Below are 16,746 nucleotides of genomic sequence, written 5' to 3'. Positions count from 1 at the left end.
TTCGGTCGTCTCAAGCTAGCTTCAGCCATTGTTGACATTCCCGCGTCTGAATACAACGCCACGCATCTGCTTGAATCTCAAAGCAAACGATTGCGCGCCTAAGCCACTGTCCGGCAAAGCCTGGCTTGATGTGTTGGGAATACGCCGCACTTAAACCCGAGTCACCATGAACACGCTCAAATCATCTAACCAATAACCTGGAAAAAAATGCACCATCGTTCTTTTTTCAAATAACCTTTACCGATTTTTTAACGTTCTTTCGTAAAAGCCCATTCGCCGCAATTTGCAAAAGGCGAACTTTCCCAAATGCCGAACCCGGCCAGTAATAAATCGTCATCCGGTGCGGAAATCGATTTCAACCATCACGTGCGCCTGGTGGGAAGAAAAAATGTCGGCTGGATCGGGAAGACCCTGGCTTCAACCGCTTCGCCACAGCCAGCGGCAGGTCGGCAGCGGTCAGCAAAGCGGCGGCATGCTGGGCGCAAGAATTTATCGGTCGAGCCGCTAAAGGAATCGGCGGCATTGCCGTTAGCGCAGTTGGCAAACCCGGAGCGATCCGGCGACGCAAAACTATAGGGACTCCCTTGGGGAGTTTGCCAGTTGCCCGCCGTAACCGCGGCGGGCCAATCGACAACGGTCATCGACAGACCGGGTCAGGAGGCCAGATGAAAAAAATCCAGGGGTTGGGCACGCTCGGCGTTGCTGTTCAGGAATCCAACGAATCGAATCGCCGCGCGACATACGCCGGCAAAGCGCTGAAACGGGCCACGCTGATGGCCTGCCTGCTGGCCGGTTGTCTGCACGGCACGGCGTTCGCGGGCACCACCGCCGCGCTCAGTCTGGTGGTGCCTTCCTACTTCAATGCGACAAAAAGCCTGGCCGACTGGAACAGCCTGGTCACCTCGGCTCATCAGGTATCGACTACCGCCATCCTGAATCCGGACAACGGCCCCGGCGCCACCACGGATCCGAACTACGCGGCCGCGACGGCCAAGGTTCGCGCGGCGGGCGGCAAGGTGGTCGGCTATGTGCACACGTCGTATGGCAAGCGTTCGCTCTCCACAGTCGTGGCCGAAATCAACGCCTATGTCGCGCTCTACAAGGTCGACGGCTTCTTTATCGACGAAATGTCGAACGACAGCAAAATCGCGCACATCCAGTACTACCAGTCGCTCTACAACTACATCAAAGGCCTGAACGCGACGTATTCGGTGACCGCCAATCCGGGCACCAACATTCCGGAGCTTTACGCGAGCTTGCCGACGGCGGACACGTTCGTCGTCTTCGAAAGCACCGCGAAGGCTTATGCGAAATACGAGCCGTTGAGCTGGCAGGCGGCCTATCCGAAGACCCGCTTCGTGCACATGGTGTACAGCGCGACGGCCGCGCAAATGCCGGGCATCGTGAAATACGCGAGCACGCACGGCGCGGGCGGCGTGTACGTGACCTCGCTGGGCAGCTCCAATCCTTATAAGGCGTTGCCGCCCTACTGGAGCACCGAAGTCACGGACGCAATCGCGCCGTGAGGCGACGAGCGGTGGCGTGATGCTCACCGGACCGGCAACGCCGGTCGCGGCGAATTCGCGGGATGAATGAACGAGCGGCTTGCATCCACGGTGCCTGCCGCTCTTTTCCGTGGCGCCGCCGCGCGATCTAGAACACGCCCATCAACGCGGACAACTGCGAGACGTATTCGCCATAGCGCGGATCGCTCTTGACCTGCTCCGGCTGGCGCGGTCGCGGCAAATCGATCCTGACGTCGTGGATCACGCGGCCCGGCCGTTCCGACATCACCAATACCCGGTCCGACAGAAACACCGCCTCGTGGATGCTGTGCGTGACCAGCAACACGGTCAGCGTGCTCTGCTGCCAGATTCTCAACAGCTCGACGTTCAGGCGGTCGCGAGTCAGCGCGTCCAATGCGCCAAACGGTTCGTCCATCAGCATCACGCGCGGCTGCAACAGCAGAATCTGGCCGATCGCGGCGCGCTGCCGCATACCGCCCGACAACTCGTGCGGATAGCGGTCGGCGAAGGCCGTCAGACCCAGCGTTTCCAGCAGCGCGGGCAAGCGCGCCTCGACCTGCGCGCGCGGCAGATCGCGCAGCTTCGCGCCGAGCCGGATGTTGGCGCCGACCGTCAGCCACGGCAGCAGATTGCTGGTCTGAAACACCACGCCGATATCCGGCACCGGTCGGTTAATCGGCTCGTCGCCGAGCAGAATCCGGCCGGCGTCGCACGGCACGAGGCCCGCCACCATGCGCAGTAACGTGCTCTTGCCGCAGCCGCTCGGTCCGAGGATCGAGACGAACTCGCCCTGGCGAATCTGCATCGAGACGTCGTCGAGCGCGCTGAAGGCCTGCGCGCCGCCGCGCGCGGCGAAGCGCTTGCCCACCTGCTCCACCGCGATCAGCGCGGGCGCCGTGCCGTCGCGCGGCAACGCTTGAACCGACGCGCCGCTTGCCGGGGCGCGCTCCACGATACGCAACTTGTCGACCATCGCCATCAGACTGTCACTCCTCTCCACCACACGCCGCGCGACACCAGGTCGACAGCCCAGTAAAACAGCATGGCCAGCCCGGTCACCATCAGGATCGCCGCGAACGACAACGCCGTCTGCGCATTCGACGTCGCGAATACGATCAGGTGGCCGAGCCCCGACTCCGAGCCGATGAATTCGCCGACGATCGCACCGATCACCGCCAGCGGCATCGCGATCTTCAACCCGTCGATCAACGCCGGCAGCGCGGCCGGCAAGCGCAAGTGCCAGAAGGTCTTGGCCGGCGACGCGCCGAGCGCGCGGAAATGCTCGTCGAGATTGCGCGGCACGCCCGCGAGTCCGCCCATCGTCGCGATCACGATCGGGAAGAACGCGAACAGCACGGCCGCCGCCAGCTTCGACGCGAAGCCGTAGCCGAACCAGACGATCAGCAACGGCGCGAGCGCGATTTTCGGCATGCTCTGCAACGCGGTGACGAGCGGAAACAAGGTGCGCCGCGCGATGCTCGACATGCTGGCGAGCAGACCGATCGCGAGACCGCCGACCAACGCCAGCGCGAAGCCGGCGAGCACCTCCCAGGCGGTGGCGAGGGTGTCCGACAGCAACTGCCCGCGCATTTCCCAACCGGCCGCGAACACTTGCGAAAGTGCCGGCAGCACGTAGTCGCGCGTGCCGGTCCAGCGCACGCCGAATTCCCAGATCAGGCCGATCACGACCCAGAACGAGACGGTTTCGATCAATCGCTTCATAAGGGTTCCGAAGGGTGTCGAATTACGGGCGAGCGGACGGATCGCTGGCGGGCTCGGCGGGGTCGGGCGCGGCTGCGGCCTGCTCCGGCTTTTGCGCCGACGCTTGCGCCTGTTTCTGCGCCACCAGATGCGGCGGCGGCGGTACGACGAAGCGCTCGAAGCGATACTGATCGAACGATTCGATCGTGCGCTCCCATACTTGCGGTTCGTGCGCGTCGCGCTCGCCGATCTGCGTCATCTCGCAGTACACCTCGACGTTATTGCCGTCCGGATCCTTGAACACGAGAAACAGGTTATTGCCCGGACCATGCCGGCCGATGCCGCGCACGATCTCGACGCCATGCTCCTGCAACACCTTCACCGAGCGCTCCATTTCCTCGTAGCTGTCGATCAGATACGAGAAGTGCTCCAGACCCGGCCGCGAGTAGCGCGGCAGATCGTCGAAGTCGGCGGAGTCTTTCGGCAGCTGGGCGAGCGCGAGATCGTGGTGATCGCTGCCGGCGCGCAGAAACACCATCTGATCGCCGATCCAGTCGGACACCTTGAGGCCCAGCACGTCGGTATAAAACCGCGCGGACTTCTGGATGTCGCGCACCATCAGCACCATGTGTCCAAGCCGCTTCGGACGCAAACTGTTCATTGCCTGTCTCCTCTTTGCCGACGCTTCGCGCAGGCGGGTTGGCGAGCGCGCCTCACACTTCGACGAGGCACGCCCTCCCGATCGGGTTCATTCGACGAATCGGTTCGTATAAAGATCGGCCGCCTTCACCTTCGCGCCGGTGCCGAACGCGCGCGACACGAAGGCCGCGGTCGACTCCATGCGCGCCGGACGCAGCCAGCCGGTCTTGTGGTCGGTGGGGTCGTCGCTAATCAGGCCGTTGGTCTCGACGATCTGTTGCAGCAGGATCGTCTTGTCGAGCACCGGAAACTGCGCGGCGATCGCATCCGCCGCTTCCTGCGGATGCGATCGCATCAGCGCATAACCGCGATAGGTCGCCGCGACGAAACGCTTGACCACGTCGGGATGCTGGGCCACGAAGGTATCGGTGGTCACGAGGCCGTTGCCCATCATATCCAGCCCGAAATCCCGGTAGAACACGCGGCCGAGTTGCTGGCCGGCGCGCTTCGCGAGGGCCGCCTGAACCGGCAGGCTCGCGCCCTCCCAGCACTCGGACAGATCGATCCGCTTTTGCAGCAGCGCCGTGTTGATGACAGCCGGGTCGAGGCGCACGGTCTTGATGGCGTCGGGCGCGAGGCCGTTCTGTTTGAGCCACGCCGGCATGATGTTCTGCACCGGTGACGCCCCGCCGCCGCCGAGCGTCAGCCCCGACAGATCCTTCAGCGAATTCACCTTGAAGCCGGGGCGTTCGAGATAGCACATGGCGCCCGGCCAGCGCGTGTTGATCGCGCCGACCATCACCGCATGACCGCCATGCGCGCGGTTCAGCATCACGCTGACCGGATCGCCGTAGCCGAACTCGAACAGACCGCCATCCACTTCATTGACGGTACGCTGGCCGCCGTAACCGCGCATCACGCTGACGTCGAGCCCCGCCTCGCGGTAGTAGCCCTTCGATTGCGCGAGCAGAATGCCGCCGGTGCTGCCCTGCGGCAGCCACGCGAGGTTGACGCGCACGGCGTCGGCGGCTTGCGCCTGGACGCTGGCGCATAGCGCGACGGCGGCGAGCGCTGTCGCGTACCACGCGGGTGACGCGGCATAAGGCAGGGGTCGCGCCGAGGTGCGCTTCGCTACCGCCTGCGATTCCTGCCGCGGTATGTGCTGCATGAATTGCTGCAAAAACGCGCGCCGTATCCGCTGCAACATGTCGTGTCCCCGTCCTGACTGGAGTAAAAAAAGAAGCGCGGCAAGCGTAACGACGCTCAGCCCGCCACCAGTGGATTTTCAATCGAGCCGATACCGTCGATCGATGCGACCATCACGTCGCCCGCCTTCAGATAGATGCCGCGTCCCATGCCAACGCCGGTCGGCGTACCCGTGGCGATCAGATCGCCGGGTTGCAGCGTGAGGATCGTCGATAAATATTCGATCTGTTCGGCGATGTTGAAAATCATCCCGGACGTATTGCCGTCCTGCATCGTCTCGCCGTTCACCGCGAGGCGCATGCGCAGATTCTGCGGCTCGGCGATGCAGGCCCGCGGTACGAACCACGGGCCGAGTGGACCAAAGGTATCGAAACTCTTGCCGCGAAACCAGTCGTGTTTGAACGGATAGTCGGTGCGGCGATTCAGGTCGCGCGCGCTGACGTCGTTCAGAATCGTGTAACCCGCGATGTAGTCGTAGGCGTCCCGCTGCGCGATATGGCGGCCGGTTTTGCCGATCACGACCGCCAGTTCGACCTCCCAGTCGACCCGCTCCGCGTGCGGCGGAATCACCACGTTGGCGAGCGTCGGCACCACGCTGGTTTCGGCCTTCATGAACATGTACGGCGTGCTTTCCTCGCGCGGCGCCAGCTCCGTGCCCATCTCCAGCGCGTGCTCGTAATAGTTGGACGCCGCCGCGAAAATCCGCCGTGGCTGGTACGGCACGCATAGCGTATGGCCAACGAGCGGTTTGAGACCGAGCGTGCCGGCTTCGATCGCGCGGGCCGCGTTGCCGAGCCGTTCGACGATCGCCGCGCCATCGCTTTCCCATCCGGCGATCAGGCTGCCGACGTCGTCGATCCCTGCGCCGGACGCGTTCAGCGCGCTGTGCTGCAACGCGGCCTGCGCGTCGTAAAGCGCGTCGCCGACTGCCAGACCAGTAGCGCGGCGGCCATTCGATTCATAAGTTGCGATACCAAACCAGGTCACGTGTTGCCTCGCTTTGTTGCGTTTGTAGGGAGTCAGTCAGTTGTCGAGGACGTCATCAGCGCACTGAACTATTCGTATACATTCAGTCACTCATGTATTTTTATTAAAATCCTTGTATACACTTATCGGGGCGTGAACACGTTCGCGCGTACACTGCATGGGCTTGCACAGGCCGGATATGCGCGGTGGCGATTGAGGCGGTTGGGCCGCTGGCGCATAATGAGGGCCGCCTCCCCACGGTTCCGCTCAACCCACCACCATCACGATGACAACGCTCTCTTCCAAGATTTACCGTCTGCTGTGCGACGAGATCATCGACGGCACGCTCGAACCGGGTCAGAAGCTCGAGGAAGCGGCGCTCGCCGAACGCTTCAACGCGTCGCGCACACCGATCCGCGAAGCGCTGCGCGAGCTCGCCGCGCGCGGCATGGTCGAGCTGACGCCGCGCAAAGGCGTGGTCGTCGCGCAGTTCAGCATCGACGAGCTGGCGGACATGCTCGAAGCCATGTGCGAACTCGAAGCGCTGTGCTGCCGTCTGAGCGCCCAGCGCATGAGCCTCGTCGAGAAGAAGCAGCTCGAGGAACTGCAAACCGAAATGAACGCCGCGATCGCGCGCGGCGATGAAGCGGAGTACTTCGAACTCAATCGCGATTTTCACGAACTGATTTGCAAGGGCGCGCAAAGCAAGTCGCTGGCGTCGATCATGGCGGTGCAGCGGCAGCGGCTGGCAGGCTTTCGCGCTGCGCAACCGGCCTCGCCGTCGCGCTTCGAAGCGGCCACCGACGAGCATCGCGAGATCGTCTCCGCGATCCTCAACTCCGAACCGGAACGCGCGTACAACGCGATGCGCGACCACACCGCGCGGCTGTCTATCGTCGTGCTGGGCCGCCTCAAGCGGCAGCGCGCGGAGCGCGAGAACGCCTGAGGTTGGGCTCGAAGCGCAGGCCGGATCAAGCGTCGGCTTGCTCCATGCGAGAGCACTCGGCATGGAGTCAGGCATTAAGCCGCTGAACGCCACGCGGCCACCCGGCGATAGCCCCATCATGCTCACGCGGCCACCGCCGCGAGCGCGGCCATCGACGGCATCGAAAAACCCAACGTTTCCAACTGCTGCAACAACGCGCCGGATTGTGCCGGGTTCATCGGCGTGAGCGGCGGACGCACGCGATTCCACGAAGCATCGTTAGCGAAGTGCGCGACAATGCTTTTCAGCGCGGGGATCATCGGTTGCGCCTGCACGGCCAGCCGCACCGTCGCCACCTTGCCTTCCCACTGCGCTCTCTCTTCCGGCGTCGCCGCCTTCAGCAGACTCGCAATCGCATGCGGCTGGATATTCGCGGTCGCCGAAATGCAGCCGGCCGCGCCGAGCGGTAGCGCTTTACCGAGCAACGCCTCGGACGCGGGAAACACCGCGAAGCCGGGAAACTTCTCCAGCATGGCCGCCGTGTTGGCCCAATCGCCCGAACTGTCCTTGATGCCCACCACCGTGCGAGGATACGCGGCGATCAGCCGCTCGATCAGCGTGTGCGTGATCGGCACGCCGGTGAACTGCGGGATGTGATACAGCAGCACGCGCAAGCTGTCGGAGCCGACCGCTTCGATCACGTCGGCGTAGTACGCGAACAGACCGTCGTCGCTGACGCCCTGGTAGAAAAATGGCGGCAGCATCAACGCCCCCGCGCAACCGGCTTTGTCCGCGTGACGCGTCAACGCGATCGCGTCGGGCAGCGCGCACGCGCCGGTGCCCGGCAACATCTGCGCGGGGTCGATGCCGGCCTCGATCACGTCGTCCAGCAATGCGTGCCGTTCGGCGAGACTCAGCGAGTTGGCTTCGCTGTTGGTGCCGAATAGCGCGAGTCCCGCGCCCTGCCCGACCAGCCAGCGGCAGAACGCGACGAAGCGCGGCGCGTCGACGCCGGAGTCCTCGGTGAAGGGCGTGATGACCGGTGCGAATACGCGCGGTGTCGCGAATGGGGATGCGTGGTTCGGGGACGTGCGGCGGGTCATGCGGGTCTCCTTGTTTGTAGCGCGGACAGTGGCGGTCGGTGCGGTTGCGATGGCCGTTTGCGACCGTCGATCACGCGGGTTGGATTACGCGAGGCGATTACACGAGGTCATTACGCCAACGGTTGTCGTCGATTGAATCGACGCACCACCTAGCTGCCAAAAAAATCAAGCATCGCGTCCCCCAACAACGTCTCGCCCGAATCGAAATGCGCGACCACCGACGTATGGTTGTGCCGCGGCATCTGTATGAAACGCGGCGCGCGTTTCGCCCGCGCGTCACCGGCGCGCTGACGCGCCCATAGCACGCGCTCGAAAAAAGCCGCGCCGTAGGCATCCAGATAAGGGTTCTCGTATTCGGCGACCACTACCATCAGCGGCGTGTCGAAGTGTTCGGCGTGGGTCAACGGCGAGCGCGCCGCATAGCGCGATTCGTCCGCACCGAAATAGGCGCGCACACCAGCGGCATTCGGGTTATCCGCGAGAACGTCGGCCGCGAGCCGCGCGCTGATCAGCACGGCGCCCGCGACAACCGGCGCGTTTTCATCATTCCGCCGTCCGGCAAACAGCGGATCGCACAGATAGCTGGCGACATGCGCGCCGCCCGCCGAATGGCCGACTAAAAAAATCCTGCGTGGATCGCCGCCGAACTCCCCGGCATGCGCATGCGCCCACGCCAATGCGGCGGCGACGTCGTCGGCGCCGGCGGGATACGACGCTTCCGGCGCGAGGCGGTATTCGACATTGAGCGCCACGCAACCCTGCCGAGCGAACCAGCGCGAGACGTTGTCGTAGATCAGGCCGTTGAAACTCTTGCTGCCGCGTAGAAAAGCGCCGCCGTGGACGAACAGCACGACGTCGGCATTGCCCTTGCGTCGCGTCTCCTCTGAAACGAATACATCGAGCCGCTGCCGTTCGTGGCTGCCATATGGAACGTCACGCGCCGCCTCGAACGATTCGCCCGCATCGCGCGCCGCGGCCACCAACGGCGAGTACACGTCGATCACCAGATCGCGGTGCGCGTTGATATCGCTCGCCCATACCGGCCCGATCTGCGCGAAGCGCTGCCTGAGCGGGGCGGACAGACTGCCTAACGGTTCCTGCGAGGTCTGCATGGGTGGTCCTTCATCCATCGCGGTGATTCAGCGGGGCTGCTGAGGCTAACTGCCTAAGCGAACTGCTGAAGCGCAGCTAGCCCCGATCAGCGTATGAAGGCCATTCTGGTATATCAATTTGTTTTTGTGTATACATTTGTTATCCGTAGTATACCTGGTGAAGTTGCGGACACACTTGATTCACAGTCACGACAACCCTCCCTTCGCCTGCGGGCGATTCATCGTCAGGACAACCCAAGGACATTTCATGGACAAGCTCCGTCATATCGCGCTCTCGGTGGAAGATCCCGAAGCCGCCGCGCAATTCTTCGAGCAGGCGTTCGGCATGCGCCGCGCGGGCAACGCGATGCGCGGCATCTATATGACCGACGGCACGATGAACGTGGCGCTGCTCAATTTCAAGGACGAGACCGTGCCCGGCTATGCGGGCCTGAAGGACGTGCGCGGCGTGATCCACTTCGGCATGTGGGTGGACAACGTCGACGACACCGCGGCGCGCGTGGTCGCGGCCGGCGGCACGTATCTGACGGGCCGCCACGAAAAAGATCCGAACGTGTTCTACGAAGTGAAGTACCGGATGCCCGACGGCACGGTGTTCGACATCACCGAAAACGGCTGGAAAGGCGCGGTCAAGGAAGTGACGCCGGCCGTTGGTCCGGCTGTTGCGCCGTCCGCCGATCCGCAATGAACGCGGGCCCGAGCATGAGCGGCACGCATGTGCTCGCGCTGATCGCGCTGCCCGACACGACGCTCGATGCGCTGCGGCGCGACTACACGCTGCACTACCACCCGGAGGGTCTGAGCGCCGAGGTGCTGGCGTCGTGCGTTGAACTGGCGAACGCGCGCGCGGTAGTGACCAACGGCTCGACCGGTTTGTCCGACAGGCAGATGGCCGCGCTGCCCGCGCTCGAAATCGTCAGCGCATTCGGCGCGGGTTACGAGAACGTCGATGTCGCCGCCGCCACCCGACGCGGCATGGTCGTCACGCATGCGCCGGGCGCGAATGCGGCGACTGTCGCCGATCATGCAATCGGTTTTCTGCTCGCGCTTGCGCGCGGCTACGCGCCGCTTACCGACGCGGTGCGCACCGGCCATTGGCACACCTCGCGCGCCGAGCGACCGACGCTGACAGGCGCGCGCCTGGGTCTCGTCGGCATGGGCCGGATCGGGCGATTGATCGCCGCGCGGGCACGGGGCTTCGACGTGACGCTCGGTTATCACGCACGCCGGGCGCATGCCGACGCACCCGGCCGCTACTACGCCAACCTCGTCGAACTCGCGCGAGACAGCGAGTTTCTGGTGATCGCCTGCAACGGCGGCCCGGCGACGAAACATCTGATCGACCGCGACGTACTGCGGGCGCTCGGGCCGCGCGGCTACGTGGTGAACGTGTCGCGCGGCTCGGTGCTGGACACGCAGGCGCTGATCGACGCGCTCGCCGACGGCTCGCTCGCGGGCGCGGGCCTCGACGTGATCGATAGCGAACCCGACGTGCCGCGCGCGCTGCTCGATCATCCCGGCGTGCTGCTGACGCCGCATATCGCGGGACGCTCGCCCGCTTCATGGATCGCGCAGCGCGACGCGTTGCTTGCCAGTCTGTCGCAGCACTTCGCCCAGGCACCGATCGAATTCGCGGTGCGCACTGCCTGAAACGGGGCGGCGCGGTATCGCGCCGCCCTTTCCGTCGTCCGCTGTTCCCGCCGTTCCCGTTGTTCCCAACCGCACCAGAGGATCCGCCATGAACGTTCGATCGTTGGGCGCGCTCGCGCTCAGTTGCGTCACTGCATGGGGACTCGCGTCCCGCGTGGTCCATGCGCAGACGTCTGTCACGCTGTACGGACTCGTCGGCCTCGATATCGCCGACACCAAACGCAGCAACGGCCCGCCCGCCGCGATCGCCGAACAGAGCCCGGGTCTCACGGCGCCGTACTGGGGCATCCGCGTCAACGACGAACTCGGCGCCGGCTATCGCGCGATCGCCGTGCTCGAAAGCTTCTTCCAGCCGACCAACGGCGGCCTCGGCCGCACTTCCGCCGATCCGTTCTGGGGGCGCAACGCGTACGTCGGCATTGCCGGCCCGTTCGGCCGCGTCACGCTCGGGCGACATACCAACCTGCTCTACCTCGCCGAACAGGCTGTCAATCCGTTTCAGGCGTCGATCCTGTTTTCGCCGCTAGTGATGCAGACGTTCACCGCGCCGTACGGCGGCAGCATCGCGGGCGATACGGTGTGGAACAACGGCATCCAGTACACCAGCCCGAATCTGCACGGCCTCACCAGCACGGCGGTGTATTCGCCCGGCGGCTTCGCGGGCGCGAATGGCGTCTACAACGCCGCGTTATCGACCACCTACGCCGACGGTTCGCTCACCGCTGTCGCGACCGTGCAACGCACGCGCGTGGTGGCCGGTGTCGCATCGCCGACACAGAACGCGTACCTCGTCGGCGGTGCGTACGATTTTTCGCTGTTCAAACTGTACGGCGCGTTGCAAGGACTACGCACCGCTTCGACCGGCGTCGGCGCCCACACCTTCGAAGCGGGCCTGTTCGTGCCGCTCACCGCGCAGCTCAGCGCGCTCGCCGAATGGGCCTACACGCGCCGCAGCGCGCCGAAAAACGCCGTCAGCGGGCGCAATACGGGCTCCGCCGGGCTCGACTACTTCCTCTCCAAACGCACCGATCTGTACCTGCTGACGGTCTACGACCGGCTTTCCGGCTACGGCACGGCGATGACTTATGCGACCGGAATCCGGCATCTGTTTTGACGCGCTATGCCATTCGGGTCAACCCGCTATAACCAAACCGCTGTTTTGTATAAAAAAATAAAGCTCGGAATCCAAATTTTGCCGTGGGTATAATTTTTTCCAGTTTGTGTATACACGACAAAAAAGGAAGGCACCGCGGCTGTCGCGCGCGACGACAGCACTCTCAACAACGAAAAGAACGACGATTTGTTTGGAGATGGAATGAAAAAGAAGACTCTCGTGTCAGGCGCCATGATGCTTGCATGCGCCGGGGCACATGCTCAGTCGAGCGTCTGGCTGTCCGGTTATGTCGACCTGAACATCGAACATCTGATCTCTTCCGGCTCGGGCGGCAACGTCACGCGCATGTCGAGCGGCGGGTTGAACAACTCGCGCTTCAACCTGAGCGGCGTCGAGGATCTGGGCGGCGGCAACAAGGCCGTGTTCACCGTCGAGCCGATGTTCTCCGCGAACACCGGCGTGCAGTCGACGCAGTTCCGTCAATCGTTCGTGGGTCTCAAGGGCAATTGGGGTGAAGTGACGATGGGACGTCAGTTCACGCCGTCGTACTGGATTGCGGGCTACGCCGATCCGAGCTGGGCGGCCGACTTCAGTATGGTCAACAACATGGAGTTCTTCTACGCGTCGTACCGCGTGGACAACGCGATCCAGTACAAGACGCCGAGCTTCTACGGTTTCACCGGCCGCATCATGGCGACGACCGGTGTGGGCGACAGCACTCGCGCGGGACGTTTCCTGAGCACCAGCCTCGACTATCGCCACGGACCGATCTTCCTCGGTGCGGTGAGCGAGTTGCAGTACACGCGGGACATCTTCAAGTCGTCGCAGATTCATTCGTCGCGCGATAACTACTTTGCCGCCGTCTACAAGTTCGGCGGCTTCGAGCCGACCCTGATCTATCACACGTACAACGGCTATTACGCTTATCCGCCGTATGTCGCGTTCAATTCGCAGGGCTGGGACGCACAGGTCGGCGCGCGCTGGAATATCGACGGGCGCAGCCGTGTGTATGTCAGCGTGGTGCATCGTCACGACGACAACAACAAGAGCATTTCCAGCGCGACCGGCGGTGTGATCGGCTACCTCTACGGTCTGTCGAAACGCACCGATCTGTATGCCACGTTCGCTCACGTGAAGAGCCAGAACAACGTGCCGGTTGCGTATCCGGTGACGTTCCAGGTCTATCCGAACGGCGGACAGAATCCGAGCGGCTTCCAGTTCGGTATTCGTCACGCGTTTTAATATAACAAGGAGGAAGCCCATGCTTCGTACAAGCCATCTGAAATCGACTCTCGCAACCGGCGCGCTGCTGGCGTTCATGTCGGCCGCCGCGTATGCGAGCGGCGACGCGGCGCCACCCGTGGTGGCGGCCTCGGACGCGGCAACCGCTACCGCGGCGACACCCGGCACGCCGGCGGTCAAAGACCCGTATCTCGCCGCGTGGCTGCGCCTGACGCCGAATCGTCCGCCCCTGCCGCTGAAACCGGGCGTCGACTACGGCATGGATCCGGCGACCGGCCAGTTCGTGTGGCCGAAGGCAACGCCTGAAGTCCACCAAGGGCAGCGCTTCCCCGGCGAAATGACCACGTGGGATAAGAAGAGCTACGCGAAGGACGTGAAGGTGCTGGCCTTCTATCCCCTCGTCGATTCGCCCTTTCACGCCTGGAACAATATCGCCGACTTCGACGGCAAGCGTTATCTCTACATTCACGACCGCGACTATCTGCGGATCATGGACGTGACCGATCCCGCCAACGGCAAGGTGGTGTTTTCGCAAGGCGGTACATGGGGCCCGAAAGGACCGACCGAGCACTTCGATCCGAACAACGTGCACAACTACCTGGGCGGCGCCACCATCGTGTGGAGCAAGAAGCTTGGCAAGCCGGTCATGGTGGCGTCGTTCGAAATTGGCCGTTATGGGCTGATGACGGACAAGAGCGAGCAGCCGGACAAGGTCGAAGCACAGCGTCACTACAACTCGCTGAAGGGCTTCAAGGTCTTCGAGATGGACGGCCCGCTGCCGAGCCAATGGAAGCTGATCGCGACGCGCACCACCGATTACAAGCATCCCGATGCACCGGTCGGCCAGCAACAGGGTTCGGGTTCGCTCGATGCGCCGGAGTACTACGGCGGCAAGTACATGATTCTGTCCGCCGCGCCGGATGACTCCTATGGGTTGACCGAGTACCCGAACTATCTGTATTCGCCGGGTTATCAGGTGTGGGATATGTCGGATCCGGCCGATCCGAAGTTCGTTTCGCAGATCGCCGTGCCGGGGCAGATTCTCGGTAATGAGGCGCATGAGCAGGCCTATCTGCAGAATCCGCGTGCGGGGAATCGGACGTCGTGGATGGGGTCGCGGATTCCCATCTTCTTGCCGAAGCCTTTGGAGCAAGGCGGCAAGATCGGTTTTGGCGCGATGGGCGGGCTGGGTTTGTACTCGTTCGATCTGTCGAATCCGGCGAAGCCGAAGGTGCTCGGCAATGTGAATACGGCGCCGAGTTTCGCGGGTACCGAGTACGACAACGCCGATGTCAGTCAGTACGAACGCACAGGCTTCGTGCTGACGAGCGGTTATCCGATGAATCGCGATTGCTATGAGCCGTATAAGGACATCTTTGTCGTCGATGCGCGCGATCCTTCACATCTGAAGGTCGCCGCCAAGTTGCCGCAGCCTACGCCGCCCGAAGGTGCGCCTTTTACCAGCTTCTGCCAGCGCGGCGGGAACTTTGGGCCGAAGCGGTCCAATGCGATTGGACAGCCTGGCGGATCGCGGCAAGGGGTCATTCCTTACTCTTTCTATAACGCCGGTGTGCAGATCTTCGATGTGCGGAATCCGGAGAAGCCGACGATTGCCGGATATTTCGTGCCGGCGTTGGCGGATGAAAGTGAGTTGCCGAGTTATACGCTTGGGAAGGGTGTGCTGGCGATCTATACCGAGTACGACCGCAACATCATTTGGGCTTTTACCGAGAACGGTGCGTATGCGTTGTCGACGCCGTTGTTGGGCAAGCCTGTGATTGGGGCGCCGGCCAAGCCCTGGCCGCCGCGGTGATCGGTTTGGCTTTTTGTTGTTCCACGTTGTTGGATTGAGCGCTTTGCTTTTGCCCCGCCGGCGGTTTCGTTTGGCGGGGCTTTTTCTTTTCCTTTTTCTGGAGTGGGATTGTGAAACGAATGGGGGTTGTGGGGATTGTTGTGGGTGTAGTTGCGGGCAGTGCTTCTGCGGCTGCTTTTGCTGCTGGGGTTACGGCCACCGCCGGGGATGCCGCGAATGCCGCACACTCGACCTCGGCCAGCGAACAAACCTGCCGGGCTTGTCATTCCATCGATACCACTAAAGTCGGGCCGCCCTTTCGGGCGATCTCCGAACGCTATCGCGGAGATCCCGATGCGGTTGCGAAGCTTGAGAAAAGCATGCTTGAGGGGAGCTCGGGGAAGTGGAATACCGGGGCGGTGATGCCACCTAATGCGATTTCTCACGCTGATGCCGAGAGGTTTGCCCGGTGGATTCTTGGGGTTAAGTAGGTGGGTTTTTCCGCTTGTCGTGCTCCTGGGTGTCGGCCGCGCCTTATTGTCACGGTGGTTTATTGGCGTTCCCCCTGCACATTCCACGGTCGTGACACAGCAGTCGTCTTCCGGCGGCGCTGCGCGCGCCCACGGTTGCTCGCGGCAGTGCTCGGTTTTGTGCGGTTTCTGGCGGTTTCGGTTGCTGGCGGGAATAAAACGGCGGGGGGATGTGTTTAACCACGTGTAGCCCATCCTGCGGCGCTGAGCGGTCGATGAACACGTGCCGGCGGACGTAGGGATGGATCTTGTGCCCAGATAATGTGAAATCGATGCCGGTCACGACATGTGGAACATCCTGATCATTGAAGACGACCAGCGTATTGCGCAGAAAATCGCCTGCACGCTCAATGCGGGCGGCTTTTCCGTCGACGTGACGGACAGCGGCCGCAAGGGCATCAGGCGTTTGATGAGCACGAGCTACGACGCCGTGATTCTTAGCCGGACACCGCCGGATCTCGATGGCTTGAGTGTGCTGGCGACGCTGCGCGGCATCGGTGCGCAATCGCCGATTCTGATGGTGAGTCCCGTGGCCGATGTGCATGAACGCATTGAGGGCCTACGCGCCGGCGCGGACGACTACATGTCCATGCCGTTCTCGTTCGATGAAATGCTTGCCCGCATCGAAGTGCTGCTACGGACGAGGCCGACGCTCAAGAAAGAGGCGCAACCGATGTTGCGTGTCGACTCATTGCGCCTCGACCTGGTAAAGCGAACACTCATGTTCCAACAAGGCAAACTGTGCCTGCAACCGACCGAGTTCCGCCTACTCGAATTCATGATGCGACACGCGGGCCAGGTACTGACACGCAGCATGATTTTCGAAGCCGTATGGGACCGTCATTTCGATCCCGACACGAACCTGATCGACGTCCACGTTGCACGCCTGCGAAAAAAAGTCGGCGAACTCGGCGCACAACAAATGATCCGGACAATACGCGGCTCCGGCTACCGATTTGGCTAAACCGCGCGAAGAAAAAACAGGCCAAAAAAACAGCAATACAGCAACGCAACGAAACGAGCACGACGCGAATAGACGGGCGATACATGAACGACCGCTGCGGCGCGCGCAGCGCCGCCGGAAGAATGACTGCTGTGCCACGAGCGCGGAATGTGCGAGAGCCCGGATTCCAGATGCGCCACTACCGTGGCTGTGCGGGGGACCCGCTTTTGAGCTAGCAGTGTGAGCCGCTTTCTTTTGCCTACTTTTCTTTGCGGCCGGCAAAGAAAAGTAGGTGCC

16 protein-coding genes and 1 riboswitch are annotated in these 16,746 nt (G+C 62.9%); of the genes, 9 read left to right on the top strand and 7 right to left on the bottom strand.

Features of this window, described 5'->3' with window-relative positions:
* Positions 1–529: 529 nt before the first annotated feature.
* Positions 530–608: riboswitch (cyclic di-GMP riboswitch) on the top strand.
* A gap of 57 nt (positions 609–665) precedes the next feature.
* Positions 666–1,526: a spherulation-specific family 4 protein gene (locus B0G83_RS32455; RefSeq protein ID WP_105511419.1), complete on the top strand. Its 861-nt coding sequence runs from the start codon at positions 666–668 to the stop codon at positions 1,524–1,526.
* Positions 1,527–1,653: 127 nt separating this feature from the next.
* Here B0G83_RS32455 and B0G83_RS32450 read toward each other — a convergent pair whose 3' ends face one another.
* From B0G83_RS32450 to B0G83_RS32430, 5 genes are all read right to left on the bottom strand, one after another.
* Positions 1,654–2,505, bottom strand: a complete 852-nt coding sequence (locus tag B0G83_RS32450; protein WP_105511418.1) for an ABC transporter ATP-binding protein — start codon at positions 2,503–2,505, stop codon at positions 1,654–1,656.
* A complete protein-coding gene (locus tag B0G83_RS32445; RefSeq protein WP_105511417.1) occupies positions 2,505–3,248 on the bottom strand; it encodes an ABC transporter permease in 744 nt (247 codons plus the stop codon). The genes B0G83_RS32450 and B0G83_RS32445 overlap by 1 nt, the downstream gene beginning before the upstream one ends.
* A gap of 22 nt (positions 3,249–3,270) precedes the next feature.
* On the bottom strand, positions 3,271–3,888 hold the full coding sequence (locus B0G83_RS32440; protein ID WP_258168419.1) for a VOC family protein: 618 nt from the start codon (positions 3,886–3,888) through the stop codon (positions 3,271–3,273).
* Between the two features lie 87 nt (positions 3,889–3,975).
* On the bottom strand, positions 3,976–5,034 hold the full coding sequence (locus tag B0G83_RS32435; RefSeq protein ID WP_258168418.1) for an ABC transporter substrate-binding protein: 1,059 nt from the start codon (positions 5,032–5,034) through the stop codon (positions 3,976–3,978).
* 95 nt (positions 5,035–5,129) lie between these two features.
* The gene (locus tag B0G83_RS32430) at positions 5,130–6,059 is read right to left on the bottom strand and encodes a fumarylacetoacetate hydrolase family protein (protein WP_105511416.1); all 930 of its coding nucleotides are present in this window, start codon (positions 6,057–6,059) and stop codon (positions 5,130–5,132) included.
* A 265-nt stretch (positions 6,060–6,324) separates the two neighbouring features.
* Here B0G83_RS32430 and B0G83_RS32425 point away from each other — a divergent pair, with 265 nt between their 5' ends.
* Positions 6,325–6,984: a GntR family transcriptional regulator gene (locus tag B0G83_RS32425; protein ID WP_105511415.1), complete on the top strand. Its 660-nt coding sequence runs from the start codon at positions 6,325–6,327 to the stop codon at positions 6,982–6,984.
* Positions 6,985–7,106: 122 nt separating this feature from the next.
* Here B0G83_RS32425 and B0G83_RS32420 read toward each other — a convergent pair whose 3' ends face one another.
* A complete protein-coding gene (locus tag B0G83_RS32420) occupies positions 7,107–8,066 on the bottom strand; it encodes a dihydrodipicolinate synthase family protein (RefSeq protein WP_105511414.1) in 960 nt (319 codons plus the stop codon).
* A gap of 149 nt (positions 8,067–8,215) precedes the next feature.
* The gene (locus B0G83_RS32415; protein WP_105511413.1) at positions 8,216–9,178 is read right to left on the bottom strand and encodes an alpha/beta hydrolase; all 963 of its coding nucleotides are present in this window, start codon (positions 9,176–9,178) and stop codon (positions 8,216–8,218) included.
* Positions 9,179–9,425: 247 nt separating this feature from the next.
* On the opposite strand from B0G83_RS32415, the gene B0G83_RS32410 reads away from it, so the two are divergent.
* From B0G83_RS32410 to B0G83_RS32380, 7 genes are all read left to right on the top strand, one after another.
* Entirely contained in the window at positions 9,426–9,866 is a 441-nt protein-coding gene (locus tag B0G83_RS32410) for a VOC family protein (RefSeq protein WP_105511412.1), read from the top strand.
* Complete coding sequence (locus B0G83_RS32405) at positions 9,863–10,828, top strand: 2-hydroxyacid dehydrogenase (protein WP_258168416.1); 966 nt, start codon at positions 9,863–9,865, stop codon at positions 10,826–10,828. Before B0G83_RS32410 ends, B0G83_RS32405 begins: the two co-directional genes overlap by 4 nt.
* 88 nt (positions 10,829–10,916) lie before the next feature.
* Positions 10,917–11,942, top strand: coding sequence for a porin (locus tag B0G83_RS32400; RefSeq protein WP_105511411.1), 1,026 nt, complete (start codon positions 10,917–10,919; stop codon positions 11,940–11,942).
* 201 nt (positions 11,943–12,143) lie between these two features.
* Positions 12,144–13,184 (top strand): porin, encoded by a 1,041-nt coding sequence (locus B0G83_RS32395; RefSeq protein ID WP_105511410.1) that lies wholly within the window; start codon positions 12,144–12,146, stop codon positions 13,182–13,184.
* Positions 13,185–13,203: 19 nt separating this feature from the next.
* Positions 13,204–14,997, top strand: a complete 1,794-nt coding sequence (locus B0G83_RS32390) for a hypothetical protein (protein ID WP_105511409.1) — start codon at positions 13,204–13,206, stop codon at positions 14,995–14,997.
* Between the two features lie 119 nt (positions 14,998–15,116).
* Positions 15,117–15,467 (top strand): c-type cytochrome, encoded by a 351-nt coding sequence (locus B0G83_RS39625; RefSeq protein ID WP_374954961.1) that lies wholly within the window; start codon positions 15,117–15,119, stop codon positions 15,465–15,467.
* Between the two features lie 325 nt (positions 15,468–15,792).
* Positions 15,793–16,470, top strand: coding sequence for a response regulator transcription factor (locus B0G83_RS32380; RefSeq protein ID WP_105511408.1), 678 nt, complete (start codon positions 15,793–15,795; stop codon positions 16,468–16,470).
* The last annotated feature ends 276 nt before the right edge of the window (positions 16,471–16,746 follow it).

This window comes from Paraburkholderia sp. BL21I4N1, assembly GCF_002973525.1.
Lineage (GTDB): Bacteria > Pseudomonadota > Gammaproteobacteria > Burkholderiales > Burkholderiaceae > Paraburkholderia.
This window is presented reverse-complemented; position numbering and strand designations above follow the sequence as displayed.